Source organism: Streptomyces sp. NPDC037401 (genome assembly GCF_055602345.1).
This window is the reverse complement of record NZ_JBVJWO010000002.1, coordinates 176,231-202,119: the sequence shown is the minus strand read 5'-3', so window position 1 is coordinate 202,119 and position 25,889 is coordinate 176,231. Positions and strand designations below refer to the sequence as shown.

The window sequence follows — 25,889 nt, the reverse complement described above, 5'->3', positions numbered from 1 at the left end:
ACACCCGATCGAGTGGTCCTCCCGGTCCCGGTCCCGGTCCGCCACCGGGGCCGGCTCAGTCCCAGGACCCCAGCGCGGCCGGCAGCGCCGCGATCTCCGCCAGATCGCCGGCCGTCAGCATCACCTCGGCCGCGCGCGCGTTCTCCGCCGCCCACCGCTCCTGCTTGGTCCCCGGCACCGGCACCACGTGCGGCCCCTGCGCCAGCACCCACGCCAGCGCCACCTGCGCCGGCGTGACCTGCGGCCCGTGCCGCAGCGCGACCCGCCGCAACCCCGCCACCAGAGGCTGGTTCGCCGCCATCGCCTCCGCCGTGAACCGCGGGTGCCGGGCCCGCGCGTCCTCCGGCTCGAACCCCTGCCCCGGCGTCAGCGTCCCGGACAGGAACCCGCTGCCCAGCGGCATCGCCGCCAGGAACCCGACCCCGCGCGCCGCACACCAGGGCAGCAGTGCCGCCAGCGCCCGGTCCGACCACACGGACAGCTCGGCCTGCACCGCGCTCACCGGGAACACCTGCTGCACGCGTTCCAGCTGGCGAATCGTCACGTCATAGAGCCCGGAGGGCCGTTGCCGCCCGTCCCGCGGAGATCCGGCCGCCCGCGCGCCCACCGCGCAGAAGCCGAGCGCGCGCACCTTGCCCGCCGTCACCAGCTCCGCCATCGCCCCCCAGGTCTCCTCCACCGGGACGTCCGGATCCGGCCGGTGCAGCTGGTACAGGTCGATCACGTCCGTCTGGAGCCGCCGCAGCGAGGCGTCGCAGGCCCGCCGCACGTACCCCGGCCGGCCGTTCGTCACGATGTGCTGGTCGCCGACCTGGAGCCCGACTTTGGTGGACACGAACGCGTCCGCCCGCCGGTCCTTCAGGACGCGCCCCAGCAGCAGTTCGTTCGTGAACGGCCCGTACATGTCGGCCGTGTCCAGCAGGCTCGCCCCGTGGTCCAGCGCCGCGTGCACCGCCCGTACCGAGCTCTCCCCGTGCCGCCTCGACGCGGTGTAGGCCCAGCTCATCGGCATGCAGCCGAGCCCGACGGCGCCGACGGCGAGGGCCGCCGCGCCGATAGTCCTGCGCTCCACCTGCTCGTACCCCTCCCTCTCCCGCTCCCCAAACTAACGTCTGGGTTCCCGGCCGCTTCGCATAGCCTCCTGACCATGACGACTGATGCGATGCGCGACGTGTGGCTGCCGATCCCGGCGGACGAGATCGAGGGGCTTCCCGAGGGCCTGCGCTACCGGTTCTGGGACGGCGGCCCCGACTTCCCCGCCGACCCGGCCGACTGCGCCTTCTACGTGGTCCCCTACATGAAGGGACCGGTCATCGCCACACGCCCCCTCGCGCAGATGTCCTCTGTGCAGGTCGTCCAGACCCTCTCCGCCGGAATAGACCACGTCGAGCCCGGCGTCGGCGACCTCCGCCCCGGCGTACGGCTCTGCAACGCCCGCGGCGTCCACGAGGCCAGCACGGCCGAGCTCACCCTCGCCCTCGTCCTCGCCGCGCTGCGCGACGTCCCCGGCTTCGTCCGCGGCCAGGACCGCGAGGAGTGGCGGGCCGGCTTCTACCCGGCGCTCGCCGACAAGTCCGTGCTGATCGTGGGATACGGATCGATCGGCGCGGCCATCGAGGACCGGCTCGTCCCCTTCGAGTGCGCCCGGATCTCCCGCGTCGCGCGCTCGGCCCGCACCACCGCCCGCGGCCCCGTGCACGCCCTCGCGGACCTGCCGTCGCTGCTGCCCGAGGCCGATGTCGTGATCCTCTCGACCCCGCTCACCGAGGACACCCGGGGCCTCGCCGGGGCCGCGTTCCTCGGCCGCATGAAGGACGGTGCGCTGCTGGTGAACGTCGCCCGCGGCCCGGTCGTGGACACCAAGGCCCTGCTCGTCGAGCTGGAATCAGGCCGGCTGCGGGCCGCCCTCGACGTCACGGACCCCGAACCCCTCCCCGCCGGCCACCCGCTCTGGCATGCTCCGCATGTCCTGATCACGCCGCATGTCGGAGGCAGTACGTCGGCCTTCATGCCCCGGGCCAAGCGTCTGATGGCTTCGCAGCTCACCCGATTCGCCGCAGGAGATCCTGTGGACAACACCGTGTTGATCACGGAATGAGTCCGATCGTGCACGCTCCGAAGCGCTTTGTGCGCACCCCGTGTCCATAACATCTCGCCTGGTCACGCAGCGTAGAGGCTCTATGTCCCTGAGTGACGAAACTGGTGTATCGTCCGGAACCAGGGGCTGCGCCGCGAACGTACGGCGCTGGGGAGTGATCGGACACTTTGGGGGGCGACGGGCGATGTACGGCCAATGGACGAAGAACCCGACGCGGCGAGGCCGCCGGAGGCGGTGCCCCGGTGCACTGCTTTCAGCCAAGGAGCCCCGGTGAGCGCCCCCGGGGCGCTCCTGGCCCAGCAGCCGGCGTCCGGCGGCGGGAAGGGCCTGGGCGCTCAGCTCGTCCTCGCCGTGGTGTGCGGCGGCTACGCCGTCGGCGCCGCACTCGGCTGGGGATCCGAGCAAGTCGCCCTCTTCATGGGCGACTTCGGGCTGAGCGCCGCGGGCCTGCTCGCCGCCGTCTCGTGCTACTCCTACGCGCGTTCCAACGAACCCAGGGAGCGGCCCGCCTGGCTGCTCTTCGCCTTCTCCTCCCTCATGGGCGCCGGCGGCAACGCCGTCTGGGGTTGGTACGAGGTAGTGCTCGGCCGCGAGGTGCCGAGCCCCTCCCTCGCGGACTTCTTCTTCCTGTGCTTCGCGCCGCCCGCCATCGTCGGCCTGCTCGTCCTCGCCAAACGCCCGGTCACCCGGGCCGGCTGGGTCTGCCTCGCACTCGACTCCTGGCTCATCGGCGGCTCCCTGCTCACGCTCTCCTGGAGCCTGGCCCTCGCGCACACCGCCGAATCCGTGGCCTCCGGGGGCTCGGGCAGCGTGCCGCGGGCCGCCCTCTCCCTCGCGTACCCGCTGCTGGACATCGCGCTCGTCTCGATCGTCCTCGTCCTGCACTTCCGGCGCTCCGCCGGGAACCGCTCCGCGGTCAACACCGCCGTCGCGGCCCTCGCGCTGACCGTCCTGAGCGACGCCCTCTTCACCTCGCCGCTGATGCGCGCCAGTTACCAGTCCGGTCAGCTGCTCGACGCCGGCTGGTTCGCCGGCTCGCTGCTGCTCGCGTACGCCCCCTGGGGCGCCCGCCGGATGGACGGCCCCGAGGCCGCCGCCCAGCTCCGCGGCGCCCGGCCGCTCAGCCGCCCCATCACCGGCTCGCTGCCCGCGCTCACGCCGTACCTCGCCGCGGCCGTCTGCACCCTCGGGATCCTCTACAACGTCGTCGACGGACGCCGCGTGGACCGCGTGGTCGTCTTCACCGGCTGCACCGTCGTCCTCGCCCTCGTGGTCCGGCAGGGCATCATGCTCCTCGACAACATCGCCCTGACCCAGGAACTGGCCCAGAAGGAGAACCACTTCCGCTCCCTGGTCCAGGGCTCCAGCGACGTCATCATGATCGCGGCGCCGAACGGCGTCCTGCGGTACGTCAGCCCCGCCGCGGCCGGTGTCTACGGCCGCGACGCCGAGGAGCTCGTCGGTGCCGAACTGTCCACCCTGATCCACCCCGACGACCTGGGCCGCGTGGTCCACGAGGTCCGCCGCTTCCTGGCCGCGCCTCCCGCCGAGGAGCCCACCACCCGGATCGAGTGCCGCTTCGAGTCCGGCTGCGGCGAGTGGCTCAACGTCGAATCCACGGTCAACCGCCACCAGGGCGGACTGATCCTCAACAGCCGCGACGTCACCGAGCGCGTCCGCCTCCAGGCCCAGCTCCAGCACAGCGCCGAGCACGACCCGCTCACCGACCTGCCCAACCGCGCCCTGTTCACCCGCCGGGTGCGCCAGGCGCTCACCGGCCGCCGCGCCGGCGACCACAGCTCCGCCGTGCTCTTCATCGACCTCGACGGCTTCAAGGCGGTCAACGACTCCATCGGCCACCAGGCGGGCGACGAGCTCCTCGTCGAGGCCGCCCGCCGCCTCCAGGACTCGGTGCGCGCCGGGGACACGGCCGCACGCCTCGGCGGGGACGAGTTCGCCGCCCTGATCCTCGGCGACGGCAGCCGCGACCGCTCGGCGCGCGAGTTCCAGGTCCAGGAGATCGCGGACCGCTTGCGCACCACGCTCTCCCAGCCGTACCGGATCGGCGGCAGCGACGTACGGGTCGCCGCCAGTATCGGGGTCGCCTTCGCGGACCCCGGGATCACGCCCTCGGACCTGATGCGCAACGCCGACCTGGCGATGTACCGGGCCAAGGCCGGCGGCAAGGACCGGGTCGAGCTGTACGCGCCCCAGATGCAGGCCGAGGTGGTCCAGCGGGCCGAGGTGGCCGGACGGCTGCGGACCGCGCTCGACGACGGCGAGTTCGCCCTGCTCCACCAGCCCGTGGTCTCGCTGGCCACCGGTGCCGTCACCGCCGTGGCCGCCCAGGCCCGCTGGCGCTCCGCCCAGGGCATCCTGTTCACCCCCGCCGAATTCCTCCGGGTGGCCGAATCCGCCGAGGTCGCCTCCGGAGCACACCCGCCCGGCGGCTCCCGCACCGCCGAGCTGGGCCGCTGGCTGCTGGAGGAGGCCGTCGAACAGGCCGCCGAGCGGCACCGGGCCGGCCACGACGTCCCCGTGTCCGTACGGATCTCCGCCCACCGGCTGCTGGACCGGGCCGTGCCCGTCGGCTCGGTGGAGGCCCTCCTGACCCGCCACGGCCTGCCCTCCGGCGCCCTCATGATCGAACTGGCCGACAGCGACCCCAGGGTGCCCTTCGACGACCTGGAGCGGCGTCTCACGGCCCTGCGCCGGCTCGGGGTGCGGATCGCCCTGGACGGCTTCGGAAGCGGCTACGCGGCCATCAGTGCCCTGCGCAGGCTGCCCGTGGACGTGCTGAGACTGGACAGAGGGCTCGTCGAGGGGGTCGTGGAATCCGCCAGACTCCACAAAATCACGGCCGGTCTGTTGCGGATCGCAAATGATCTGGGAATGCAGTCCGTGGCGGACGGCGTGGACCTGCCGGAGCAGGTCATGGCCCTGCGGGCGATGGGGTGCACCCATGGCCAGGGAATGGCGTTTTCCGGACCTCTGGACGAGTACCGGCTGCGCCGCACGCTCGTGCGAGGTACGTTCCCAGTACCTGGAGGAAACGCCATGGCGGTTCTGGCAGGCGGTTCACTGGGGGGCCGTAGGTGCTCAAATAATGAGACGTCCATCCCACCCACTTGACATCAACCTCCCGCCGGAGGGAGGGTCAGTGCCATGCGCACCCGAATTCTCGTACTTGGAAAGCGCGTCGGCTGAAGCTGGGCCAGTCATGTCCCCGCTGATCGCACCCGACGCGCTCCCCTCGCTTGCCTGCCGGCACGAGGGGTTTTTTGTTGCACTGGCAAAACCCGAACCCTCGCAAAAACCCTCAGCTTCGAGAAGAGAATGCCGATGACCGAGCAGGCCACCGGGGCCCACCATCCGCAGCCGCGGGCCCGTAACGGCGGACAGCAGACCGCTGCAGTTGAGCACGTGACGGGTGCGCAGTCCCTCATCCGTTCTCTCGAAGAGGTGGGGTGCGACACCGTCTTCGGCATTCCGGGCGGCGCCATCCTCCCGGCGTACGACCCGATGATGGACTCCAAGAAGGTCCGTCACATCCTCGTCCGGCACGAGCAGGGGGCCGGCCACGCCGCCACCGGCTACGCGCAGGCCACCGGCAAGGTCGGCGTCTGCATGGCCACCTCGGGTCCCGGCGCCACCAACCTGGTCACGCCGATCGCCGACGCGCACATGGACTCCGTGCCGCTCGTCGCGATCACCGGCCAGGTCTCTTCGAAGGCCATCGGCACCGACGCCTTCCAGGAGGCGGACATCGTCGGCATCACGATGCCGATCACCAAGCACAACTTCCTGGTCACCAGGGCCGAGGACATCCCGCGGACGATCGCCGAGGCCTTCCACATCGCCTCCACCGGCCGCCCCGGCCCGGTCCTGGTCGACATCGCCAAGGACGCCCTGCAGGCGCAGACCACCTTCACGTGGCCGCCCACCCAGGACCTCCCCGGCTACCGGCCCGTCACCAAGCCGCACGCCAAGCAGATCCGCGAGGCCGCGAAGCTGATCGTCCAGGCCAAGCGCCCGGTGCTGTACGTCGGCGGCGGCATCATGAAGGCCGGCGCCACCGCCGAGCTGAAGGTCCTGGCCGAGCTGACCGGCGCCCCGGTCACCACGACGCTGATGGCCCTGGGGTCCTTCCCCGACAGCCACCCGCTGCACGTCGGCATGCCCGGCATGCACGGCGCGGTCACGGCCGTCACCGCGCTGCAGAAGGCCGACCTGCTGATCGCCCTCGGCACCCGCTTCGACGACCGCGTCACGGGCAAGCTCGACAGCTTCGCGCCGTTCGCCAAGGTCATCCACGCGGACATCGACCCGGCCGAGATCGGCAAGAACCGCGCCGTCGACGTCCCGATCGTCGGCGACGCCCGCGAGGTCATCGCCGACCTGGTCCAGGCCGTCCAGGCCGAGCACACGGACGGCAACACCGGCGACTACACCGCCTGGTGGAACGACCTCAACCGCTGGCGCGACACGTACCCGCTCGGCTACGACCTGCCCGAGGACGGCATGCTCTCGCCGCAGCAGGTCATCGAGCGCATCGGCCAGCTGGCGCCCAAGGGCACCATCTACGCCGCCGGCGTCGGCCAGCACCAGATGTGGGCCTCGCACTTCGTCAACTACGAAGAGCCCCGTACCTGGCTCAACTCCGGCGGCGCCGGAACCATGGGCTACGCGGTCCCCGCCGCGATGGGCGCCAAGGTCGGCATGCCGGACCGCGCGGTCTGGGCCATCGACGGCGACGGCTGCTTCCAGATGACCAATCAGGAACTGGTCACCTGCGCCCTGAACAACATCCCGATCAAGGTCGCGATCATCAACAACGGTGCGCTGGGCATGGTCCGCCAGTGGCAGACGCTGTTCTACAACCAGCGGTACTCCAACACCGTCCTGCACGCCGACGAGACCGGCCACGACACCGTCGGCTCCCAGCTCGGCGAGTCCAGCGCGCCCCGCAAGGGCACCCGCGTCCCGGACTTCGTCAAGCTGTCCGAGGCCATGGGCTGCGTCGCCCTGCGCTGCGAGGACCCGGCCGACCTCGACAAGGTCATCGCCGAGGCGAACGCGATCAACGACCGTACGGTCGTCATCGACTTCATCGTCCACGAGGACGCCATGGTGTGGCCGATGGTCGCCGCCGGCACCTCCAACGACGAGGTCATGGCCGCCCGGGGTGTCCGCCCCGACTTCGGCGACAACGAAGACGACTGAGCGCAGAGCGCAGAGAGAGACCGACTCACATGTCCAAGCACACGCTCTCCGTCCTGGTCGAGAACACGCCCGGCATCCTGGCCCGGATCGCCGCACTGTTCTCCCGCCGCGGGTTCAACATCGACTCCCTCGCGGTCGGCGTCACCGAACACCCCGACATCTCGCGCATCACCATCGTCGTGGGCGTCGAGGACCTCCCCCTGGAGCAGGTGACCAAGCAGCTCAACAAGCTGGTCAACGTCCTCAAGATCGTCGAGCTGGAGCCCGGCTCCGCGATCCAGCGCGAGCTGGTCCTCGTCAAGGTCCGCGCCGACAACGAGACCCGTTCGCAGATCGTCGAGATCGTCAAGCTCTTCCGCGCCAAGACGGTCGACGTCTCCCCGGAGGCCGTCACCATCGAGGCCACCGGCGGTGCCGACAAGCTCGAGGCGATGCTCAAGATGCTGGAGCCGTTCGGCATCAAGGAACTCGTCCAGTCCGGCACGATCGCCATAGGGCGCGGCGGACGGTCCATCACGGACCGCAGCCTGCGCGCGCTCGACCGCAGCGCCTGACCGACCGTCGGTTCCGGCGCGCCGCGCGCCGGAACCGCGCGCCGCTCGTATACCGAGACCGCAAGACTCTTCTTCCGTCCCCCGCCGTACGGTGGGAGCAACATCAGCGCACCAAGGAGATATCCCAGTGGCCGAGCTGTTCTACGAGAACGACGCCGACCTGTCCATCATCCAGGGCCGCAAGGTCGCGGTCATCGGCTACGGCAGCCAGGGCCACGCCCACGCGCTGTCGCTCCGTGACTCCGGCGTCGACGTCGTCGTCGGTCTCAAGGAGGGCTCGAAGTCCAAGGCCAAGGCCGAGGAGCAGGGCCTGAAGGTCGTCTCCGTGTCGGAGGCCGCCGCCTGGGCCGACGTCATCATGATCCTCACCCCGGACCCGCTCCAGGCCGAGATCTACGAGGAGTCCGTCAAGGAGCACCTCAAGGAGGGCGACGCGCTCTTCTTCGGCCACGGCTTCAACGTCCGCTACGGCTTCATCAAGCCCCCGGCCAACGTCGACGTCGCCCTCGTCGCCCCCAAGGGCCCGGGCCACCTGGTCCGCCGCCAGTACGAGGAGGGCCGCGGCGTTCCGTGCATCGCCGCCGTCGAGCAGGACTTCACGGGCAATGCCTTCGCCCTCGCGCTCTCGTACGCGGCGGGCATCGGCGGCACCCGCGCCGGCGTCATCAAGACCACCTTCACCGAGGAGACCGAGACCGACCTGTTCGGTGAGCAGGCCGTCCTCTGCGGTGGTGCTTCCGCGCTGGTCAAGGCCGGTTTCGAGACCCTGACCGAGGCCGGCTACCAGCCGGAGATCGCGTACTTCGAGTGCCTCCACGAGCTGAAGCTCATCGTCGACCTCATGTACGAGGGCGGCCTGGAGAAGATGCGCTGGTCGGTCTCCGAGACCGCCGAGTGGGGCGACTACATCACCGGCCCGCGCGTCATCACCGACGCCACCAAGGCCGAGATGAAGAAGGTCCTCGCGGAGATCCAGAGCGGCGAGTTCGCGAACACCTGGATGGCCGAGTACAAGGCCGGTCTGCCGAAGTACAACGAGTACAAGAAGGCCGACGAGGAGCACCTGCTCGAGACCACCGGCAAGAAGCTGCGCAAGCTGATGAGCTGGGTCGACAGCGAGGAGAAGTAGTCCTCCGGCGGGGGCCGGGACGGTCCGTCCCGGCCCCCGCGCACATCCGGCCGGGGGTCCGCTTGTCCACCCCGGCCAACCACGGACGGGTGATCCTTCCGGACAGGCGGAAATCCGCCCCCGCGCCGCCACTACACTGCTCAACACATACGCGTCAGGCCCACAGTGTCGTGCGTCTTCCACGCGGCTACCCCCTCCACCGCCTGCGGCCGTCGGGACGGCCGTCCGCACTGGACTTGTGAGGACCCACGTGAGCTCGAAACCTGTCGTACTCATCGCCGAAGAGCTTTCGCCTGCCACCGTCGAGGCGCTCGGCCCCGACTTCGAGATCAGGCACTGCAACGGCGCCGACCGCGCGGAGCTGCTGCCCGCCATCGTGGACGTGGACGCGATCCTCGTCCGCTCCGCCACCAAGGTCGACGCCGAGGCCATCGCCCTCGCGAAGAAGCTCCGGGTCGTCGCCCGTGCGGGCGTCGGTCTCGACAATGTGGACGTCTCCGCCGCCACCAAGGCCGGCGTGATGGTCGTGAACGCCCCGACCTCCAACATCGTCACCGCCGCCGAGCTGGCCTGCGGCCTGCTCGTCGCCACGGCCCGCAACATCCCGCAGGCCAACACCGCCCTGAAGAACGGCGAGTGGAAGCGGAACAAGTACACGGGCGTCGAGCTCAGCGAGAAGACCCTCGGCGTCGTCGGCCTCGGCCGCATCGGCGTCCTGGTCGCCCAGCGGATGTCGGCCTTCGGCATGAAGGTCGTCGCGTACGACCCGTACGTGCAGCCGGCGCGCGCCGCCCAGATGGGCGTCAAGATGCTGACGCTGGACGAGCTGCTGGAGGTCGCGGACTTCATCACCGTGCACCTGCCCAAGACGCCGGAGACCCTCGGTCTCATCGGCGACGAGGCCCTGCACAAGGTCAAGCCGTCCGTCCGCATCGTCAACGCCGCGCGCGGCGGGATCGTGGACGAGGCCGCGCTGTACTCCGCCATCAAGGAGGGCCGCGTCGCCGGCGCCGGCCTGGACGTGTACGCGAAGGAGCCCTGCACGGACTCCCCGCTGTTCGAGCTCGACCAGGTCGTCTGCACCCCGCACCTGGGCGCGTCCACGGACGAGGCCCAGGAGAAGGCCGGCGTCTCGGTCGCCAAGTCGGTGCGCCTCGCGCTCGCCGGCGAGCTCGTGCCGGACGCGGTCAACGTCCAGGGAGGCGTCATCGCCGAGGACGTCCGTCCGGGACTGCCGCTCGCCGAGAAGCTCGGCCGCATCTTCACCGCCCTCGCGGGCGAGGTCGCGGTCCGCCTCGACGTCGAGGTGTGCGGCGAGATCACCCAGCACGACGTGAAGGTGCTCGAGCTGTCCGCGCTCAAGGGCGTGTTCGAGGACGTCGTGGACGAGACGGTCTCCTACGTCAACGCGCCGCTGTTCGCGCAGGAGCGCGGTGTCGAGGTGCGCCTGACGACGAGCTCGGAGTCCCCGGACCACCGCAACGTCGTCACCGTCCGCGGCACGCTCTCGGACGGCCAGGAGGTGTCGGTCTCCGGCACCCTCGCGGGCCCCAAGCACCTCCAGAAGATCGTCGGCGTCGGCGAGTACGACGTGGACCTGTCGCTGGCCGACCACATGGTCGTGCTGCGCTACCAGGACCGCCCGGGCGTCGTCGGCACCGTGGGCCGGATCCTCGGTGAGGGCGGCCTGAACATCGCGGGCATGCAGGTCGCCCGTGCGGAGGAGCACGGCGAGGCGCTCGCCGTCCTCACCGTGGACGACACCGTTCCGCAGTCCGTGCTCACGGAGATCTCCGAGGAGATCGGTGCCACGTCGGCCCGCTCGGTGAACCTGGCCGGCTGACCGCCGGCGGCAGTGTGACGAAGGGCCCGGGGTGTTCCCCGGGCCCTTCGCCGTGTCCGCCGGACGGCGGTGTGGCACGTACGCCGTTCGGCGCGCGGCGCCGGCCGGCCCGGGCACCTCCGCCGGGACCGGAGCCCCACCGGGCCGCAGCAGCGCGGCCGCGAGGAGGGCCGCCCCCAGCAGGAGGGCCGCGCCGCCGAGGGCGGCGTACTGCATCCCGTGCACGAAGGCCTCCCGCGCCAGGGTCAGGACGCCGTCGCCCGCCGGGCCCCCGAGCTGCCGGGCGGCGGCCACCGGGCCGCCCAGGGTCTCGCGGACCGCGGGCCCGCTGCCGTCGAGGTCGTCGCGGTAGACCGCCGTGCCGAGGCTGCCGAGCGGGGCCATGCCGAGGGCGCCGCCGAACTCCTGGCCGGTCTCCAGCAGGGACGCGGCAGATCCGGCCTTCTCGGCGGGGGTGGAGGCCAGCCAAGGACGCCCTGCTCACCCAGGCCTTCATCGCCCTCATGGAGGAGTGGGGCGAAGGCTTCTCGAGCGGCGTCACGGGCGAGCCCGGCTCGCTGGACCGCTTCCGCTCGGTGTGGGAGGGCGTGATGGCCCAGCACGAGGCCTCGGCGCCGGTGCGGGCCGCGAGCCTGGAGGTCGCGCTGAGCCGGGACCGGCTCCCGGAGCTGCGCGCGATGATGTCGACCTCGCAGGCCGAGGGGCGCCGCGGACTGATCTCCATGCTGGCCGGCACGCCGGAGGACGAGGTCGACGAACGGGACGAGCGCACCGTCGGGGCCTTCTGCCAGGCCCTCCTGAACGGCCTCATGATCCAGTGGCTGTTCGACCCCGAGTCGGCCGCCACCCCGGAGGAGCTCACGGAGGGAATGCGCCGCGCCGCCGGGGCGGCGACCCGCAACCAGGGCCCCGCCGGTGCCTCACCGCGCCAGCCGGGCCGCCTTCAGTGACATGTGCAGGAGCAGCCGGTCCTCGCCCTCGTCGAGGTCGAGGCCGGTGAGCTGCTCCACGCGGGAGAGCCGGTAGTACAGCGTCTGGCGGTGGATGCCGAGGGCCGCCGCCGCCCGGCTCGCCTGGCCCGCGCAGTCGAGGAACACCTCGGCGGTGCGGGCCAGTTCGGCATGGGCGGGGGAGAGCAGCGCGCGGGTGGCCGGATCGTCGGCCGGGCCCGCCGGGAGCGCCGCCAGCATCCGGTACGGGCCGACGTCCGACCAGTGCGCGACCTGGCCCAGCCGGGGCTGCGCCGCTGCCGCGCGGGCCGCGGCGACCGCTTCGCCCCAGGCGTCGGCCAGCTCGCCCAGTCCCCTCCGCGGGGCGGCGATCCCGCCGGTGCGGGGGGCGGCACCGGCCGGCGCGGCGGTCGAGACGCCGGCGCCGCTGCCGCCCGTTCCGCTCCTCGCCCCGTTCCCCTCCCCGGTTCCGGAAGCCCGCGCCGTCCCCGCGCCGCCGTCGGCGAGCAGCCGGGCCGCGGCCGCCGCCGCAGGCGCCGGGGTGTCCGCCGAGCGCAGCCGGACCAGGGCGGCGAGGGCGTGCGTACCCTCCGACCGCCACGGTGCCAGGCACACGGCGGCCGCGCCCGGCACCGACTGCGGGGCCTCCGTCTGCCAGGGGGCCACGCAGACCACGGCGTGCAGTCCCTCCGCCCCCGCGCCCAGCGCCGCCCGCAGTGCGGCCAGTGCCGAGTCCCGTTCCCAGCCCGGGCCCGCCGTCAGCACCGCCCGGAACTCCCGGGACAGGTCGGCCCCGGCCTTCGCCTCGTCGGCCATCAGCACGCCGATCCGGGCGGCCACCTCCATCGCCGCGTCGAGCTGCTCCCGACCGGGGCCCGGGTCGGTGTCCAGCAGCCACACGTAGCCGTGGACGATGCCGCGGTGGCGGACCGGCAGGCAGATCCGGCCGCGGAAGACCCCCGCGTCCGGGGCCGCCGGGATGCGGACCGGGCCGGTGGCCCGGGCGATCCCGAAGCCCTCGAACCAGCTGCGCACGGCCGCCGTCGACCGGCGGGTCAGGATCGACCGGGTCCGCACCGGGTCCATGGCGAGGTCGTCCTCGCTGTCGTGCGCACCGAAGGCGATCAGCCGGAAATCGCGGTTCTCCAAGGTCGCCGGCGCCCCCAGCAGCACGGAGATCTCGTCGACCAGGTCCTGGTAATCGCCCTTCACGCTGGCATTCTCCCACCCCTTCAGACATCTGTCTGAGATCCCGGCCACGGATGCGTGACAGCTGTCGATGGCAGAGCATCGGAACGGTCCTTAGGTTTCACGGTGGTTCTCCGTGTCGCGGCGGGATAAAGATGTTCCGTTCATCTCCATCACCTTTGCGGCATTTCTTATAGTTTTTCTGCCACCCGTTGGAGGTGCCCCGTGCTGGGTCCCGTGATCCTCGCCGCGTCGCGCAGCGACAAGATGCGCAAGATCGTCTCTGCTGCCCCGGTGACCAAGCCCGTGGTGAACCGGTTCATCCCCGGTGAGACGGTCGGCCAGGTCATCCCGATCGTCACGGAGCTCACCGACAAGGGCCTCGAGGTCACCCTCGACGTGGTCGGCGAGGACATCACCACCGTCGAGCAGTCCTACGCCGCGCGTGACGCCTACCTCGAGCTGATCGGCCGCCTGAAGGAGCTCGGCCTGGGTACCAGGGCCGAGATGTCCGTCAAGCTGTCGATGTTCGGCCAGGCGCTGGAGGGCGGCCACGAGCTCGCCCTCGCGAACGTCCGCCCGGTCGTCGAGGCCGCCGCCGCCATCGGCACCACCGTCACCCTGGACGCCGAGGACCACACCACCCTCGACTCGATGTTCGCCATCCACGACGAGCTGCGGAAGGACTTCCCGCAGACCGGATGCGTCATCCAGGCGTACCTCTTCCGCACCGAGGACGACGCCCGCCGCCTGGCCGACTCCGGCAGCCGCGTGCGCATCGTCAAGGGCGCCTACAAGGAGCCCGCCGAGGTCGCGTACCAGGACAAGGGCGAGATCGACAAAGCGTACGTCCGCATCCTGAAGATCCTCATGGAGGGCGAGGGCTACCCGATGATCGGGTCCCACGACCCGCGCCTGATCGCCATCACGCAGGAGCTGGCCCGCAAGGCCGGCCGCAAGCTCGACGAGTACGAGTTCCAGATGCTGTACGGCATCCGCAGCGAGGAGCACGTCCGGCTCGCCGCCGAGGGCCACCGGATGCGCGTCTACACGGCGTACGGCACCGACTGGTACGGGTACTTCATGCGGCGCCTCGCGGAGAAGCCGGCGAATCTGCTGTTCTTCGTCCGATCTTTGATCACCAAGAACTAGCTTCAGGCCCGAGCACCCCCGGTCGGCAGAACACCCCTCATCAAGGAGTTGCACCTCTCATGGACGCTGTGACCCAGGTCCCCGCCCCGGTCAACGAGCCGGTTCACTCGTACGCCCCCGGCAGCCCGGAGCGCACCCGGCTCGAGGCCCAGCTGAAGCAGCTGGCCGAGAACCCGATCGACCTCCCGATGACCATCAACGGCGAGAAGCGGATGGGTGGCGGCGAGCGTTTCGACGTGGTCCAGCCGCACAACCACAAGGCCGTCATCGGCACCTACGCCAACGCCACCAAGCAGGACGCGCAGGACGCCGTCGACGCCGCACTGGCCGCGGCCCCGGCCTGGCGCGCCTCCTCCTTCGACGACCGCGCCGCGATCATCCTGCGCGCCGCCGAGCTGCTGGCCGGCCCGTGGCGCGAGAAGCTCGCCGCCTCGACCATGCTCGGCCAGTCCAAGACCGCCCAGCAGGCCGAGATCGACACCCCCTGCGAGCTCGTCGACTTCTGGCGCTTCAACGTCCACTTCGCCCGCCAGATCCTGGCCGAGCAGCCGATGGCGAACTCCGCCGGCGTGTGGAACCGCAGCGACCACCGCCCGCTCGAGGGCTTCGTCTACGCGATCACGCCGTTCAACTTCACGGCCATCGCGGGCAACCTGCCCACCGCCCCCGCCCTGATGGGCAACGTGGTCGTGTGGAAGCCGTCCCCGACGCAGACCCACGCCGCCGTGCTCCTCATGGAGCTCCTGGAGGAGGCCGGCCTGCCCAAGGGCGTCATCAACCTGGTCACCGGCGACGGCATCGCGGTCTCCGAGGTCGCCCTCGAGCACCCCGAGCTCGCCGGCATCCACTTCACCGGCTCGACCAAGACCTTCCAGTACCTGTGGAAGACGGTCGGCAACAACATCGAGAAGTACAAGTCCTACCCGCGCCTGGTCGGCGAGACCGGTGGCAAGGACTTCGTCGTCGCGCACCCGTCCGCCGACCGCGCGATCCTGAAGACCGCCCTGACCCGCGGCTCCTTCGAGTTCCAGGGCCAGAAGTGCTCGGCTTCCTCCCGCGCCTACGTCCCGGCCTCCATCTGGAACGACGGCTTCAAGGAGCAGTTCGCGGCCGAGGTCGACGGCATCACCATGGGTGACGTCACCGACCTGTCGAACTTCATCGGCGCGGTCATCGACGAGCGCTCCTTCGCGAAGAACAAGGCCGCGATCGACCGTGCGAAGGCCGACCCGACCTGCACGATCGTCGCCGGCGGCACCTACGACGACTCGGAGGGCTACTTCGTCCGCCCGACCGTCATCGCGTGCACCGACCCGGAGAACGAGGTCTTCACGACCGAGTACTTCGGCCCGATCCTCGCGATCCACGTCTACGAGGACGACAAGTACGACGAGATGCTCGCCCAGATGGAGAACGTCTCGGCGTACGCGCTGACCGGCTCGGTCATCGCCGCGGACCGCTACGCGGCCGCGCACACGATGGAGAAGCTCCGCTTCGCCGCGGGCAACTTCTACATCAACGACAAGTCGACCGGCGCCGTCGTCGGCCAGCAGCCCTTCGGCGGCGGCCGCGCCTCCGGCACCAACGACAAGGCCGGTGCCGCCTCGAACCTCCTGCGCTGGACCTCCACGCGCTCCATCAAGGAGACGCTGGTCCCGCCGACCGAGTACGGCTACCCCCACATGGGCTGACGCCCCCACGGGCCGCCCGCCGGCCCCTTGTGACCCCGCCCCCGCCCCGGTACCCCCAAGTCCGGAGCGGGGGCGGTTCCATGTCCGCGGCACCCCACCCCGAGGGCGCGACCCTGTGGGTGCACCCCGAGATGGGGCGCCAGGTCCTCGCCTCGCTGCTCCCGCGGGTCGACTCGTTCAGCGGCGGGGGGTGCCGCGCGTTGCGCGGGATCCCCGGGGTGCGGCCCGAGCGCGAGGGGACCCAGGTCCGCCTGCGGTGCGACGCCTCCCTCCTGCTGCTGCACCCCGACCCGGGTGGGCTTCCTACCTGGAGGAGTTCGCCTGCCCCGACCACGTGTGGTGGCACAGCCGGAACCGGCTGCACCCGGCCGAGGCCGAGTGGCTGGACGCGGCCCGGGATCCGGACCCGGACCGGGACCGCCTGCTCAGCCGGCTGATCCGCAGGCCCAGGCTCCTCAACGCCGCGGGCTCGGCCCACGGATGGGCCAACACCTACAGCCGCGGCGACCGGGAGCTGGCCATCGAATGGTGCTGCTCCGTCGAGACCGACGAACTGGCCCGGCGGCTGCGGCGCAGCGGGCTCACCGCCGGGCAGGCCCGGGAAGCGGCGCGGCGCGGGTGGGACGGACCCGGGACCCTGGCGCTCGGCGATGCGGCGGTCATCATCCGGCGCGGGCCGTGCGGGCTCGCCCCGCAGGCCGCCGGTTGGAAGGCCGGGGCATGCTGACCGCCGGCATCGTGGCGGCCGTGGTGCTCGGGGTCGCCAAAGTGGTGCGGGACGTGCTGATCCTGCGGCAGGTGCGGGCCGCCATGGACGGGTGCTCGGCCAGGGACCGGGTGCGGATCGGGCTCCGGCTCGCGGGGGCGCTGGGCGGGCGGCGCGCCGGGGATCCGGGCCCGCCCGCCGAACCCCGGAACTAGACCTCCACCAGGACCTGGTCCAGGGACTTGCGGACCAGGTCGGGGACCTCGCAGGGGTCGGCGGGGTAGCCGACCGGGATGACCGCGAAGGCCTTCTCGTTCTCGGGCCGTCCCAGGACGTGGCTCAGGAAGCGCATCGGGCTCGGAGTGTGGATCAGGGCGGACAGGCCGCTCAGGTGGAGGGCCGAGAGGAGCATGCCGACCGCGATGCCGACCGACTCGTCGACGTAGTAGTGCTTGCGCTTGGTGCCGTCGGGGCCCAGCCAGTACCGCTGCTGGAAGACCACGACGAGGGCGGGCGCGTCGGTGAGGTGGGTCTTGACGGAGTCGGTGCCCAGCGGGCGCAGTGCCGCCAGCCATTCGTCGCCGAGCCGCCCGTCGTAGGAGAGCTCCTCCTCCTGCTCGGCGGCCGCCCGGATCTGCTGCCGGACCGCGGGGTCCTTCACCAGGACGAAGGTCCACGGCTGCTGGTGGGCCCCGGACGGCGCGGTCGCCGCGCAGGCGATCGCGTCCCGGACGACCTGCTCGGGCACGGGGTCGGCGGAGAAGTGCCGTACGGTCCGCCGCTCGTCCATCCGGGCACGCAACTCCGCGGCCCGCGCGAGCGATTCGCCGGCCGGCATGCGGTCGGGACGGTAGGCGACGGGCCGGTAGGGCTGTCCGTGCGTGGGGGTCCACTGCTGCGTCTCAGGTGCCATGCGCAGAGTGTGCGACGCGCACACCGCACTGGCTACCGGCTCTTCGCGGGCTCCTGTCCGATGTGTACGGACAGGCGGACTATGCCCCGCGCACACGTCGGCCGTTTCCCGCCCGGCCCGGGCCGCCGCCGCGGGCACCGCCGGAGCCCCGCGGCCGCAACGCCCCTGGCGCGCCTGGCCGCACCCCGCGTCCGGCATCCGGACCCCGCACGATTCCGGCCTTTCCCGTGCGGACGGGGCCTGTGCGAGGGGCAGACTGGCGCCATGAACGCGACACGTCTTGCGCACACCTCCCAGCTGACCGCGCCGGAACTCCGCGAGGTCCGCGGGCTGCTCGACGAGGCCTTCGACGGGGACTTCTCCGACGAGGACTTCGAGCACGGCCTCGGCGGCATGCACGCGCTGCTGCGCGAGGGCGGGGAACTGGTCGCGCACGGGAGCGTGGTGCAGCGGCGGGTCGTCCACGAGGGGCGGGCGCTGCGGACGGGGTACGTCGAGGCGGTGGCCGTACGGGCGGGACGGCGGCGCCGGGGGGTGGGGCACGCCGTGATGGACGCCCTCGAGGGGGTCATCGCCGGGGCCTACGTCCTCGGCGCGCTGTCGGCGTCGGACGAGGGCGCGCTGCTGTACGCGGTCCGGGGCTGGCAGGTCTGGGGCGGCCGGGTCGGCGCCCTGTCGCCCGGGGGACCGGTCCGCCTCCCCGAGGAGGAGGGCTCGACATACCTGTGGACGCCGCCCGGCGGCGCCCTGCCGGACCCCGCCGGGGCGCTGTTCTTCGACTGGCGGGACGGGGACGTGCTCTGAGGGGGCCGCGCAGGCGGGCCCGGCGTGCTCCGGACGGTGCAGTCCCGCGCGCCGGGACGCCGGAGGCTGCCTAGCGTGGCGCTGTGGAAGCAGCCCGCCGGACGCCGTCCGGCCCGACGCCCCCGACCGCGTACCTGAACCTGGCTGTCGTCACGGTCGGGTTCACGCTCACGTTCTGGGGCTGGGACCTGATCGCCCCGCTGGGCAGCGACTACCGGGACCGGCTCGGGCTGAGTTCGTTCGAGCAGTCCCTCCTCGTCGCCGTGCCGGTGATCGTCGGGTCTCTGGGCCGGGTCCCGGTCGGCGCGCTCACCGACCGGTACGGCGCCCGCCTGATGTTCCCGCTGGTCTCCGCGCTCACCATCGTGCCGGTGCTGCTGCCGCGGCCCTTCAGGATCCCGTGATGCTCGGCGTGCCGGTCTCGATGTGGCCGGTGTAGCGGCGCGACCAGGTGCCGTCGGAGTCGGCCAGGACCGTGAAGTCGTACCAGCCGTTGCTGTAGGCGACGGCGTTGAAGAAGTCCTCGCGGGAGGAGTTCGCGGGGACCGTGTAGGTCCACGGCCCGTCCGTGCGGTAGGCGTTGGCGCGGACGGTGAAGGTGACGGGCGCGCCGGAGGCGTTGGTCATCTTCAGCCAGAGTGCGGTCTTGCCCGTGCCGGGTTCCACCGCGTAGCGCGAGGCGACCTCGATCGACTTGCCCGCCTTGGACGCGTCGCCGATGAAGCGGCGCAGGAAGCGGTTCGGGCCGTACATCGAGATGTCGTACTTCCCCGCGCCGTGGCCGAGGCCGATGTAGAAGTAGTCCGAGGCGGTGGCGCCCGGCTCGACCGTGTACTGCCAGGCCGTCGTGTCCCGGTGCTGGTGCGGGTGGATGGAGAAGTGCGCCGCGCGGGTGGCCTGCGGGCCCGTGTTGCCCATCTCGAACCACGCCAGGATCTTCCCGGCGGCGCCGAACTCCAGGCGGGTCAGGTTGCCGTTCGGCTGGTACGGCAGGGCGCGGGCCGGGCGGGTGCCGGGTTCCTGGGCGGGCAGGGCGTTGTCCTGCGGGGCCGGGTTGGGGAGCGGGCGGCAGGTGTCCTGGCCGATCACCTTTGCCGTGGAGGGGAGACCGGCGGGGACCCCGTACACCGGGCGGGCGAAGTCGAAGACGCCGGTGAGGTCGCCGGTCACCTTGCGGCGCCAGGGGCTGATGTGCGGGCAGGCGGCGGGGGTGCCGAGGGCGGCCGTCCACGTCTCCAGGAAGCGCAGGACGGAGGTGTGGTCGAAGACCTCGGAGCTGACCCAGCCGCCCCGGGTCCACGGGGACATGACGAGCATCGGTACGCGGAAGCCGAGCCCGATCGGGACCCCGTCGAGGTATTCGCCGGGGGTGCCGGGCGGGGCCACGGGCGGCGGCACGTGGTCGAAGAAGCCGTCGTTCTCGTCGTAGTTGAGGATGAAGACGGTCGAGTCGAAGACCTCGGGGTTCGCGGCGAGCGCACGGTAGACCAGGTCCACGAAGTGGGCGCCGTCGCCGGGCGGGGCGTACGGGTGCTCGGAGAAGGCCTCGCTGGCGACGACCCAGGAGACCTGGGGGAGGGTGCCCGCGAGGGCGTCGGCGCGCAGGGCGGCCGCGATGTCGTCGGGGGTCGAGCCGGTGACCCGGGGGACCGAGGCCATCCCGCGGTCGTGGAGCGGGTCGCCGGGGCGTGCGTCGGTGAACTTCTTGAAGTAGGCGAGCCCGTTGTCCCCGTAGTTGTCCTGGGCGTTCTGGTAGACCTTCCAGCTGACGCCCGCCCGCTGGAGGGCCTCGGCGTACGTCTCCCAGGTCAGCCCTGCCGCCTCGCCGCCGTCCTTGCTGGACGCGTCGATCCGCCCGCTCCACAGGAACGCGCGGTTGGGTCCGGTGGCGCTGAGCGCGGAGCAGAAGTACGCGTCGCAGACGGTGTAGTGGTCGGCGAGCGCGTAGTGGAAGGGGATGTCGTCGCGGTCGAGGTGGCCCAGGGTGCGGACGTTGCCGACGCCGGTGACCCAGTTGTCCATCCGGCCCTTGTTCCAGGCGGCGTGCTGAGAGGTCCAGCTGTGCGGCAGGTCGCCGGTGCACTGGGCGAGGGTCTTGCCGTCGGCCCCGCCCGCAGGCGGGGTGGAGCTGAGCTTCCACGGGAACTGCCGGCCGCCCCAGTTGGGCTGCTGGAACGTCCCCCAGCCGCCCGGAATGTTGCCCGCGGCGCGGTCGCCGAAGCCGCGGACCCCGCGCAGCCTGCCGAAGTAGTGGTCGAAGCTGCGGTTCTCCTGCATGAGGATCACGACGTGCCGCACGTCGGTCAGGGTCCCCGTGGCCGCGGCGGCCGCCGCGCTCGCGGCGGCGGGCGGCACCGCGCCGGCCACGAGCCCTGCACCCAGCCCTGCACCGATCCCGACGAATCCCCTGCGGCTGATGGGAGTCATGCCCCGCCCCTCGCGTCCCGCGTGCCCCGGCGGCACGCCCAGCACAGGGTGGGGGAGCGGAGCCCAAAGGTCTAGATCCGTGCAGTAAGCCCTCGGTTAACATCCGGTGGACACCGGTCAGTTCGCCACGCGGACGAGCATCTTGCCCGTGTTCTCCCCGCCCAGCATGCCGAGGAAGGCGTCGACGGTCCGCTCGAAACCGGTGACCACGGTGTCGTCCGAGGTGACGGCGCCGCTGCGCAGGTGGGGCACGAGGAAGTCCTCCAGCTCCTCCTGGAGATTGGTGTGGTTTCGAACCAATACGCCTTCCAGGCGAAGGGACTTGTGCACGACCTCGAAGAGGTTGCGCGGCGCGGCGGGCGCCCGGTCCCCGTGGTACTGCGCGATCGCCCCCACCCACGCGATCCGCCCGTACTCGCGCAGCCCCTCGATGGCGCCCTCGAGGTGGTCGCCGCCCACGTTGTCCACGTACACGTCGATCCCCTCCGGCGCGGCGGCGGCCAGCTGCTCCGCCACCGGGCCGTCGTGGTAGTCGAAGGCGGCGTCGTAGCCGACGTGCGACGTCAGGTACGAGACCTTCGCCGCCGAGCCTGCGCTGCCCACGATCCGGCGGGCGCCGAGCAGCCGCGCGATGCGCCCGGCGGCCGTGCCGACCCCGCCCGCCGCGGAGGAGACGAAGAGGTCCTCGCCCTCGCGCAGGGCGGCGGTACGGGTGAGGGCGGCGTACGCGGTCAGCCCGGTGCCGCCGAGGATGCCGAGGTGCGCGGCGAGCGGCACGCCCTCGTGGGAACGGATCCGGCGGGTCCCGTCGGTGCCCGCCGTGACCAGGGCGTGGGTGCGCCAGCCCTGGCGGTGGAAGACGAGGTCCCCCTCGCGCAGCGACGGGTCCTTCGAGTGCAGGACCCGGCCCAGCGCCCGGCCCTCCAGCGGGGCGTTCAGGTCGAAGCCGCCCTCGCCGCCGTCCATCAGCCCGCGGTGGTACGGGTCGACGGAGAGGTAGAGGTTCTCGACCAGGGCGGTGCCGGGTGCGGGGGAGGGCACCGGGACCTCGGCGTAGCGGAACAGGTCCGCGGTCGGGAAGCCGGTGGGGCGGGCGGTCTGGTGGACGGCGTAGCCGGTGTGCGTGGTCATGGCCATGACGTTAGGAAGGAATCCCGGGGCCGGGCAGGGGGTTGGGTTCATGGCAGCACCCGCTGCATGAATCCCGCTCATGGATCGAGGTGGCAGGCCTGATGACGGATCTCGCACCGCAGGAACTGCGGATCCTGGTGGCCGTCGCGGACGAGGGCGGCTTCTCCGCGGCCGGAGCCGCGCTCGGGATCACCCAGTCGGCCGTGTCCCACTCCGTGCGGGCGAGCGAGGCGAAGATCGGCGCGGTGCTCTTCGAGCGCGACCGGCGGGGGGCCCGGCCGACCCCGGCCGGAGAGCGGGCCGTCGGACACGCGCGGCGCATCCTGCGCCTGATGTCCGCCCTGGTGTCCGAGGCCCGCGGCGCCGGCCGTCCCGTCGACGGGACGGCACTCGGCGGCACGCTGCGCATCGCGGCCTTCCGCAGCGCGGCGCTGCACCTGCTGCCGCCCGTCCTGGAGCGGCTCCGGGCCCGCCATCCGGGGATCGAGCCCGAGGTACGGGTCGTCCGCGAGCTCGGGGCGGGCACCGCGGGGGAGGTGCTGGCGGGCCGCGCCGACCTGGGCATCGCCACCCTGAACGGCCCGGACGGACTGCCGCCGGGCCTGCTCAGCGGCGTCCTGCTGGAGGAGCCCTACGCCCTGGTCCACCCGGCCGGGCACGCCGATCCGCGGAACCTGCCGCTGCTGGACTGGGACGAGAACTGCGGCTCCTACACCCGGTCCTGGTGGGCCGGCCAGGACTGGATCCCGCGTGCCACGGTGAAGGCCGAGGACGACGCCATGGTGGTGACGATGGTGGAGCGCGGGCTCGGCATGGCGATCATGCCCGCCCTGTCCCTGACCGGGGCTCCCGCCGCCGTCGGCATCACCGACCTCGGCCCGGACCGGCCGACCCGCTCGGTGGGGTACGTCACCACCCCGGAGCAGGCCGCGACCCTGGCCGTCCAGGCGCTGGTGCGAGAGCTGAGGGCCACCCGCGCGAACCCCGCCGGGTGAGCCCCGTCTCAGATACTAGGAAGTCCGACTAATTGCAGAGACATACAGCGAAAGCTGTCCTAGCGTTGTAGGAGCCGAACGTCTCGCTGATCAGCGACCGGCGGTCGTGAGTGTGCGCCCCCGTGCAGGCAACCCCTGCCGGCGCCCGACTCCCCGCCCCTTCCGGCGCCTTGAAGAACCCCTCTCATCAGCGGCCCCCTCCTGCTTTCCGGGCCGCGCCGTGACCTCAAGGAGTCGATCACGATGACCAAGACCGCCATGCCCGCCGCCCGCCGCGTCCGCCGCTCCTCCCGCTCCGCCGCCGAGCGCCAGAACGCCGCCGCCGCCCTGCAGCGCGCCCTGGACCGCCGCGACAACGGCGGATCCACCGGCCACTGACGTCGCGCTTGCATTCCGCTGACACGTCATGTCCGGATGATGGACATGACGTGTCAACGGATGGGACAGGGAGTACGGTGCCGTCATGTCGACCAGCATCAATCTCGCAGTGATCCCCGGTGACGGCATCGGCCAGGAAGTCGTGGCGCAGGGCCTGAAGGTCCTGACCGCGGTCCTGCCCCAGGATGTGAAGCTGGAGACCAAGGAATACGACCTCGGCGCCAAGCGCTGGCACCGCACCGGCGAAACCCTGCCGGACGCGGAGCTGGAGGCCCTCAGGCACCACGACGCGATCCTGCTGGGCGCCATCGGCGACCCGTCGGTGCCGTCCGGCGTGCTGGAGCGGGGGCTGCTGCTGAAGCTCCGCTTCGCCTTCGACCACTTCATCAACCTGCGCCCGTCGAAGCTGTTCCCGAACACCGCCACCCCGCTCGCGAGCCGCCCGGAGATCGACTTCGTCGTGGTCCGCGAGGGCACCGAGGGCCCGTACACCGGCAACGGCGGCTCGCTGCGCACGGGCACGCCGGCCGAGGTGGCCACCGAAGTCAGCATCAACACCGCCTACGGCGTCGAGCGCGTCGTCCGTGACGCGTACGAGCGCGCCAACAGCCGCCCGCGCAAGAAGCTGACCCTGGTCCACAAGAACAACGTGCTCGTGTACGCGGGCCACCTGTGGAAGAACACCTTCGACAAGGTCGGCCAGGAGTACCCCGAGGTCACCACCGATTACCTGCACGTCGACGCCGCGACGATCTTCTTCGTCACCCAGCCCGAGCGCTTCGACGTCATCGTCACGGACAACCTCTTCGGCGACATCCTCACCGACCTGGCCGCAGCCGTGACCGGCGGCATCGGCCTGGCCGCCTCGGGCAACGTCAACCCGACCGGCGCCTTCCCGTCCATGTTCGAGCCGGTCCACGGCTCGGCCCCGGACATCGCGGGCACCGGCAAGGCCGACCCGACCGCGACGATCCTCTCGGTCGCCCTGCTGCTGCGCCACCTCGGCTACGAGGCCCAGGCCGTGCGGATCGAGGAAGCGGTCTCCGCCGACCTGGCCGAGCGCGACGGCACCTTCCGCAGCACCGACGAGATCGGCGACACCCTCGCGGCGCGAGTAGCCGGCTGACCCGGCAGCCCTTCACTCTTCACAAGCGAAGCCGCCGGGTCCGCCCTGTAAGGGCCCCGGCGGCTTCTCCTGTGCGGCCTCCGGGTGCCACCATCTCCCCTGGGCCGCATCACCCCGGTTCTCCGTACGACCGCTCCCGCGCGATAATCGAACGCGGGGCCGCGGAAAACGGGGAGCTCGGACGTCCTAGTACGCAGTGAGCGCGGTCCACTCCACACAACCGGTGAAGGACACGCACTCATGACGACGCCCACGATCGAGCTCAAGCCCTCCTCGCACCCGCTGTCCGACACGGAGCGCGAGGCGATCTTGGCCAGCCCCGGATTCGGCCGCCACTTCACCGACCACATGGTGACCATCAAGTGGACCGAGGGGCGCGGCTGGCACGACGCCGAGCTGGTCCCGTACGCGCCGCTCGCCATCGACCCGGCGAACATGACCCTGCACTACGCGCAGACGATCTTCGAGGGTCTCAAGGCCTACCGGCAGCCCGACGGCTCGGTGGCCACCTTCCGCCCGGAGGCGAACGCCGAGCGCTTCCGGGCCTCCGCCCGCCGGATGGCCATGCCGGAGCTCCCGACCGACCTGTTCATCGCCGCCTGTGACGCCCTGATCCAGCAGGACCGGTCCTGGGTCCCGTCCTCCGGCGAGGCCTCCCTCTACTTGCGGCCGTTCATGTTCGCCACCGAGGTGGGCCTCGGCGTCCGCCCGGCCAACGAATTCCTGTTCATGGTCATCGCCTCGCCGGCCGGCGCGTACTTCCCCGGCGGCGTGAAGCCGGTCTCCGTGTGGCTGTCCGAGGAGTACGTCCGCGCCGTCAAGGGCGGCACCGGCGCCGCGAAGACCGGCGGCAACTACGCCGCCTCCCTCGTCGCGCAGGCCGAGGCCGCCGGCCACGGCTGTGACCAGGTGGTCTGGCTCGACGCCGTCGAGCACCGCTGGATCGAGGAGATGGGCGGCATGAACCTGTACTTCGTGTACGGCGACCGCATCGTCACCCCCTCGCTCACCGGCTCGCTGCTGCCGGGCATCACCCGCGACTCGCTCCTCACCATCGCCCGCGACCTCGGCTACACCGCCGAGGAGGGACGTATCTCCACCGAGGACTGGAAGCGCGACAACGAGAACGGCACGCTCACCGAGGTCTTCGCCTGCGGCACCGCCGCGGTCATCACCCCGGTCGGCTCGGTCAAGTCCCACGGCGCGAGCTGGACCCAGGGCAACGGCGAGCCCGGCGAGGTCACCATGAAGCTCCGCAAGGCGCTGCTGGACCTCCAGACCGGCCAGAGCGCGGACGCCCACGGCTGGATGCACCCGCTCGGCTAGCCCTCAGCTCCACGACATACGGGAAGGGCCCCGCGCACACTGCGCGGGGCCCTTCCCGTATGCCTGCCGGCGGGTGCGCCGGGCGGTCAGCGCGTGCGGCGCCTGCGCTTCTGCTTGCGTGCGGCGACCCGGGAGCTGCCGTCCGGCAGGAGCGCCACCAGCGCGTCACCGAAGAGGTACAGCACGCCGGCCAGCCCCCTGACGACCTTGCCCAGTACGAATGCAGCCTCTTCCACGGTCACTCCCCGTATGTCC

At 71.8% G+C, this 25,889-nt stretch carries 22 protein-coding genes and 1 pseudogene; 17 read left to right on the top strand and 6 right to left on the bottom strand.

Translation table 11 applies throughout. From position 1 onward, the window contains the following. Window positions 1-55: 55 nt before the first annotated feature. Window positions 56-1,072 (bottom strand): aldo/keto reductase, encoded by a 1,017-nt coding sequence (locus tag ACZ7H1_RS02470; protein ID WP_470783009.1) that lies wholly within the window; start codon window positions 1,070-1,072, stop codon window positions 56-58. 75 nt (window positions 1,073-1,147) lie between these two features. Between ACZ7H1_RS02470 and ACZ7H1_RS02465 the strand changes: the two genes are divergently transcribed. The 7 genes from ACZ7H1_RS02465 to ACZ7H1_RS02435 all read left to right on the top strand — a co-directional run bounded on the left by ACZ7H1_RS02465 (window position 1,148) and on the right by ACZ7H1_RS02435 (window position 11,797). Beyond that, window positions 1,148-2,098 carry a 2-hydroxyacid dehydrogenase gene (locus tag ACZ7H1_RS02465; RefSeq protein ID WP_470783008.1) on the top strand — a complete coding sequence of 317 codons (951 nt, stop codon included), beginning with the start codon at window positions 1,148-1,150 and terminating at the stop codon, window positions 2,096-2,098. A gap of 270 nt (window positions 2,099-2,368) precedes the next feature. Beyond that, window positions 2,369-5,230 (top strand): putative bifunctional diguanylate cyclase/phosphodiesterase, encoded by a 2,862-nt coding sequence (locus tag ACZ7H1_RS02460; RefSeq protein ID WP_470783006.1) that lies wholly within the window; start codon window positions 2,369-2,371, stop codon window positions 5,228-5,230. Window positions 5,231-5,434: 204 nt separating this feature from the next. Further along, the gene (locus tag ACZ7H1_RS02455) at window positions 5,435-7,321 is read left to right on the top strand and encodes an acetolactate synthase large subunit (RefSeq protein ID WP_470783004.1); all 1,887 of its coding nucleotides are present in this window, start codon (window positions 5,435-5,437) and stop codon (window positions 7,319-7,321) included. 29 nt (window positions 7,322-7,350) lie between these two features. Next, complete coding sequence (gene ilvN, locus ACZ7H1_RS02450; RefSeq protein ID WP_470783003.1) at window positions 7,351-7,875, top strand: acetolactate synthase small subunit; 525 nt, start codon at window positions 7,351-7,353, stop codon at window positions 7,873-7,875. Window positions 7,876-8,002: 127 nt separating this feature from the next. Continuing rightward, on the top strand, window positions 8,003-9,004 hold the full coding sequence (ilvC, locus tag ACZ7H1_RS02445) for a ketol-acid reductoisomerase (protein WP_470783001.1): 1,002 nt from the start codon (window positions 8,003-8,005) through the stop codon (window positions 9,002-9,004). Between the two features lie 250 nt (window positions 9,005-9,254). After that, the gene (gene serA / locus ACZ7H1_RS02440; protein ID WP_470782999.1) at window positions 9,255-10,847 is read left to right on the top strand and encodes a phosphoglycerate dehydrogenase; all 1,593 of its coding nucleotides are present in this window, start codon (window positions 9,255-9,257) and stop codon (window positions 10,845-10,847) included. 503 nt (window positions 10,848-11,350) lie between these two features. Continuing rightward, window positions 11,351-11,797: a hypothetical protein gene (locus ACZ7H1_RS02435; protein ID WP_470782997.1), complete on the top strand. Its 447-nt coding sequence runs from the start codon at window positions 11,351-11,353 to the stop codon at window positions 11,795-11,797. Here ACZ7H1_RS02435 and ACZ7H1_RS02430 read toward each other — a convergent pair. Then, complete coding sequence (locus tag ACZ7H1_RS02430; RefSeq protein ID WP_470782996.1) at window positions 11,768-13,009, bottom strand: PucR family transcriptional regulator; 1,242 nt, start codon at window positions 13,007-13,009, stop codon at window positions 11,768-11,770. The two genes, ACZ7H1_RS02435 and ACZ7H1_RS02430, sit on opposite strands and share 30 nt — an antisense overlap. 201 nt (window positions 13,010-13,210) lie before the next feature. Here ACZ7H1_RS02430 and ACZ7H1_RS02425 point away from each other — a divergent pair, with 201 nt between their 5' ends. The 4 genes from ACZ7H1_RS02425 to ACZ7H1_RS02410 all read left to right on the top strand — a co-directional run bounded on the left by ACZ7H1_RS02425 (window position 13,211) and on the right by ACZ7H1_RS02410 (window position 16,749). Beyond that, complete coding sequence (locus ACZ7H1_RS02425) at window positions 13,211-14,137, top strand: proline dehydrogenase family protein (RefSeq protein ID WP_470782994.1); 927 nt, start codon at window positions 13,211-13,213, stop codon at window positions 14,135-14,137. 59 nt (window positions 14,138-14,196) lie between these two features. Beyond that, window positions 14,197-15,828 (top strand): L-glutamate gamma-semialdehyde dehydrogenase, encoded by a 1,632-nt coding sequence (pruA, locus tag ACZ7H1_RS02420; protein WP_470782993.1) that lies wholly within the window; start codon window positions 14,197-14,199, stop codon window positions 15,826-15,828. Window positions 15,829-16,084: 256 nt separating this feature from the next. Next, entirely contained in the window at window positions 16,085-16,555 is a 471-nt protein-coding gene (locus ACZ7H1_RS02415; RefSeq protein WP_470782992.1) for a hypothetical protein, read from the top strand. Then, a complete protein-coding gene (locus ACZ7H1_RS02410) occupies window positions 16,549-16,749 on the top strand; it encodes a hypothetical protein (protein ID WP_470782991.1) in 201 nt (66 codons plus the stop codon). Before ACZ7H1_RS02415 ends, ACZ7H1_RS02410 begins: the two co-directional genes overlap by 7 nt. Here ACZ7H1_RS02410 and ACZ7H1_RS02405 read toward each other — a convergent pair. Further along, window positions 16,746-17,447, bottom strand: coding sequence for a nitroreductase family protein (locus ACZ7H1_RS02405; RefSeq protein ID WP_470782989.1), 702 nt, complete (start codon window positions 17,445-17,447; stop codon window positions 16,746-16,748). The genes ACZ7H1_RS02410 and ACZ7H1_RS02405 overlap by 4 nt on opposite strands. A gap of 264 nt (window positions 17,448-17,711) precedes the next feature. Here ACZ7H1_RS02405 and ACZ7H1_RS02400 point away from each other — a divergent pair, with 264 nt between their 5' ends. Further along, window positions 17,712-18,251, top strand: a complete 540-nt coding sequence (locus ACZ7H1_RS02400) for a GNAT family N-acetyltransferase (protein WP_470782987.1) — start codon at window positions 17,712-17,714, stop codon at window positions 18,249-18,251. A gap of 83 nt (window positions 18,252-18,334) precedes the next feature. Continuing rightward, window positions 18,335-18,640 (top strand): annotated as a pseudogene (locus tag ACZ7H1_RS02395) (MFS transporter); the annotation flags it as partial. 1 nt (window position 18,641) lies between these two features. Here ACZ7H1_RS02395 and ACZ7H1_RS02390 read toward each other — a convergent pair. Together ACZ7H1_RS02390 and ACZ7H1_RS02385 are read right to left on the bottom strand one after the other, a co-directional pair. After that, the gene (locus tag ACZ7H1_RS02390; protein ID WP_470782986.1) at window positions 18,642-20,678 is read right to left on the bottom strand and encodes a phosphocholine-specific phospholipase C; all 2,037 of its coding nucleotides are present in this window, start codon (window positions 20,676-20,678) and stop codon (window positions 18,642-18,644) included. A gap of 117 nt (window positions 20,679-20,795) precedes the next feature. Continuing rightward, a complete protein-coding gene (locus ACZ7H1_RS02385; protein ID WP_470782984.1) occupies window positions 20,796-21,809 on the bottom strand; it encodes a zinc-binding dehydrogenase in 1,014 nt (337 codons plus the stop codon). Between the two features lie 101 nt (window positions 21,810-21,910). Here ACZ7H1_RS02385 and ACZ7H1_RS02380 point away from each other — a divergent pair, with 101 nt between their 5' ends. From ACZ7H1_RS02380 to ACZ7H1_RS02365, 4 genes are all read left to right on the top strand, one after another. Beyond that, on the top strand, window positions 21,911-22,804 hold the full coding sequence (locus ACZ7H1_RS02380) for a LysR family transcriptional regulator (protein ID WP_470782983.1): 894 nt from the start codon (window positions 21,911-21,913) through the stop codon (window positions 22,802-22,804). A 243-nt stretch (window positions 22,805-23,047) separates the two neighbouring features. After that, window positions 23,048-23,182, top strand: a complete 135-nt coding sequence (locus ACZ7H1_RS02375; protein ID WP_470782981.1) for a hypothetical protein — start codon at window positions 23,048-23,050, stop codon at window positions 23,180-23,182. A gap of 85 nt (window positions 23,183-23,267) precedes the next feature. Next, complete coding sequence (locus tag ACZ7H1_RS02370; RefSeq protein WP_470782980.1) at window positions 23,268-24,308, top strand: 3-isopropylmalate dehydrogenase; 1,041 nt, start codon at window positions 23,268-23,270, stop codon at window positions 24,306-24,308. A gap of 240 nt (window positions 24,309-24,548) precedes the next feature. Beyond that, window positions 24,549-25,634, top strand: a complete 1,086-nt coding sequence (locus ACZ7H1_RS02365) for a branched-chain amino acid aminotransferase (protein ID WP_470782978.1) — start codon at window positions 24,549-24,551, stop codon at window positions 25,632-25,634. 86 nt (window positions 25,635-25,720) lie between these two features. Here ACZ7H1_RS02365 and ACZ7H1_RS02360 read toward each other — a convergent pair whose 3' ends face one another. Next, window positions 25,721-25,870, bottom strand: coding sequence for a hypothetical protein (locus tag ACZ7H1_RS02360; RefSeq protein ID WP_470782977.1), 150 nt, complete (start codon window positions 25,868-25,870; stop codon window positions 25,721-25,723). Window positions 25,871-25,889 lie beyond the last annotated feature (19 nt).

Coding starts and splice junctions, on each gene's coding strand:
- ACZ7H1_RS02465 (WP_470783008.1), top strand. CDS start 1,148: ATGACGACTGATGCGATGCGCGACGTGTGGCTGCCGATCCCGGCGGAC.
- ACZ7H1_RS02455 (WP_470783004.1), top strand. CDS start 5,435: ATGCCGATGACCGAGCAGGCCACCGGGGCCCACCATCCGCAGCCGCGG.
- ilvN (WP_470783003.1), top strand. CDS start 7,351: ATGTCCAAGCACACGCTCTCCGTCCTGGTCGAGAACACGCCCGGCATC.
- ACZ7H1_RS02435 (WP_470782997.1), top strand. CDS start 11,351: ATGGAGGAGTGGGGCGAAGGCTTCTCGAGCGGCGTCACGGGCGAGCCC.
- pruA (WP_470782993.1), top strand. CDS start 14,197: ATGGACGCTGTGACCCAGGTCCCCGCCCCGGTCAACGAGCCGGTTCAC.
- ACZ7H1_RS02410 (WP_470782991.1), top strand. CDS start 16,549: ATGCTGACCGCCGGCATCGTGGCGGCCGTGGTGCTCGGGGTCGCCAAA.
- ACZ7H1_RS02405 (WP_470782989.1), bottom strand. CDS start 17,447: ATGGCACCTGAGACGCAGCAGTGGACCCCCACGCACGGACAGCCCTAC.
- ACZ7H1_RS02400 (WP_470782987.1), top strand. CDS start 17,712: ATGAACGCGACACGTCTTGCGCACACCTCCCAGCTGACCGCGCCGGAA.
- ACZ7H1_RS02390 (WP_470782986.1), bottom strand. CDS start 20,678: ATGACTCCCATCAGCCGCAGGGGATTCGTCGGGATCGGTGCAGGGCTG.
- ACZ7H1_RS02385 (WP_470782984.1), bottom strand. CDS start 21,809: ATGACCACGCACACCGGCTACGCCGTCCACCAGACCGCCCGCCCCACC.
- ACZ7H1_RS02380 (WP_470782983.1), top strand. CDS start 21,911: ATGACGGATCTCGCACCGCAGGAACTGCGGATCCTGGTGGCCGTCGCG.
- ACZ7H1_RS02375 (WP_470782981.1), top strand. CDS start 23,048: ATGACCAAGACCGCCATGCCCGCCGCCCGCCGCGTCCGCCGCTCCTCC.
- ACZ7H1_RS02370 (WP_470782980.1), top strand. CDS start 23,268: ATGTCGACCAGCATCAATCTCGCAGTGATCCCCGGTGACGGCATCGGC.
- ACZ7H1_RS02365 (WP_470782978.1), top strand. CDS start 24,549: ATGACGACGCCCACGATCGAGCTCAAGCCCTCCTCGCACCCGCTGTCC.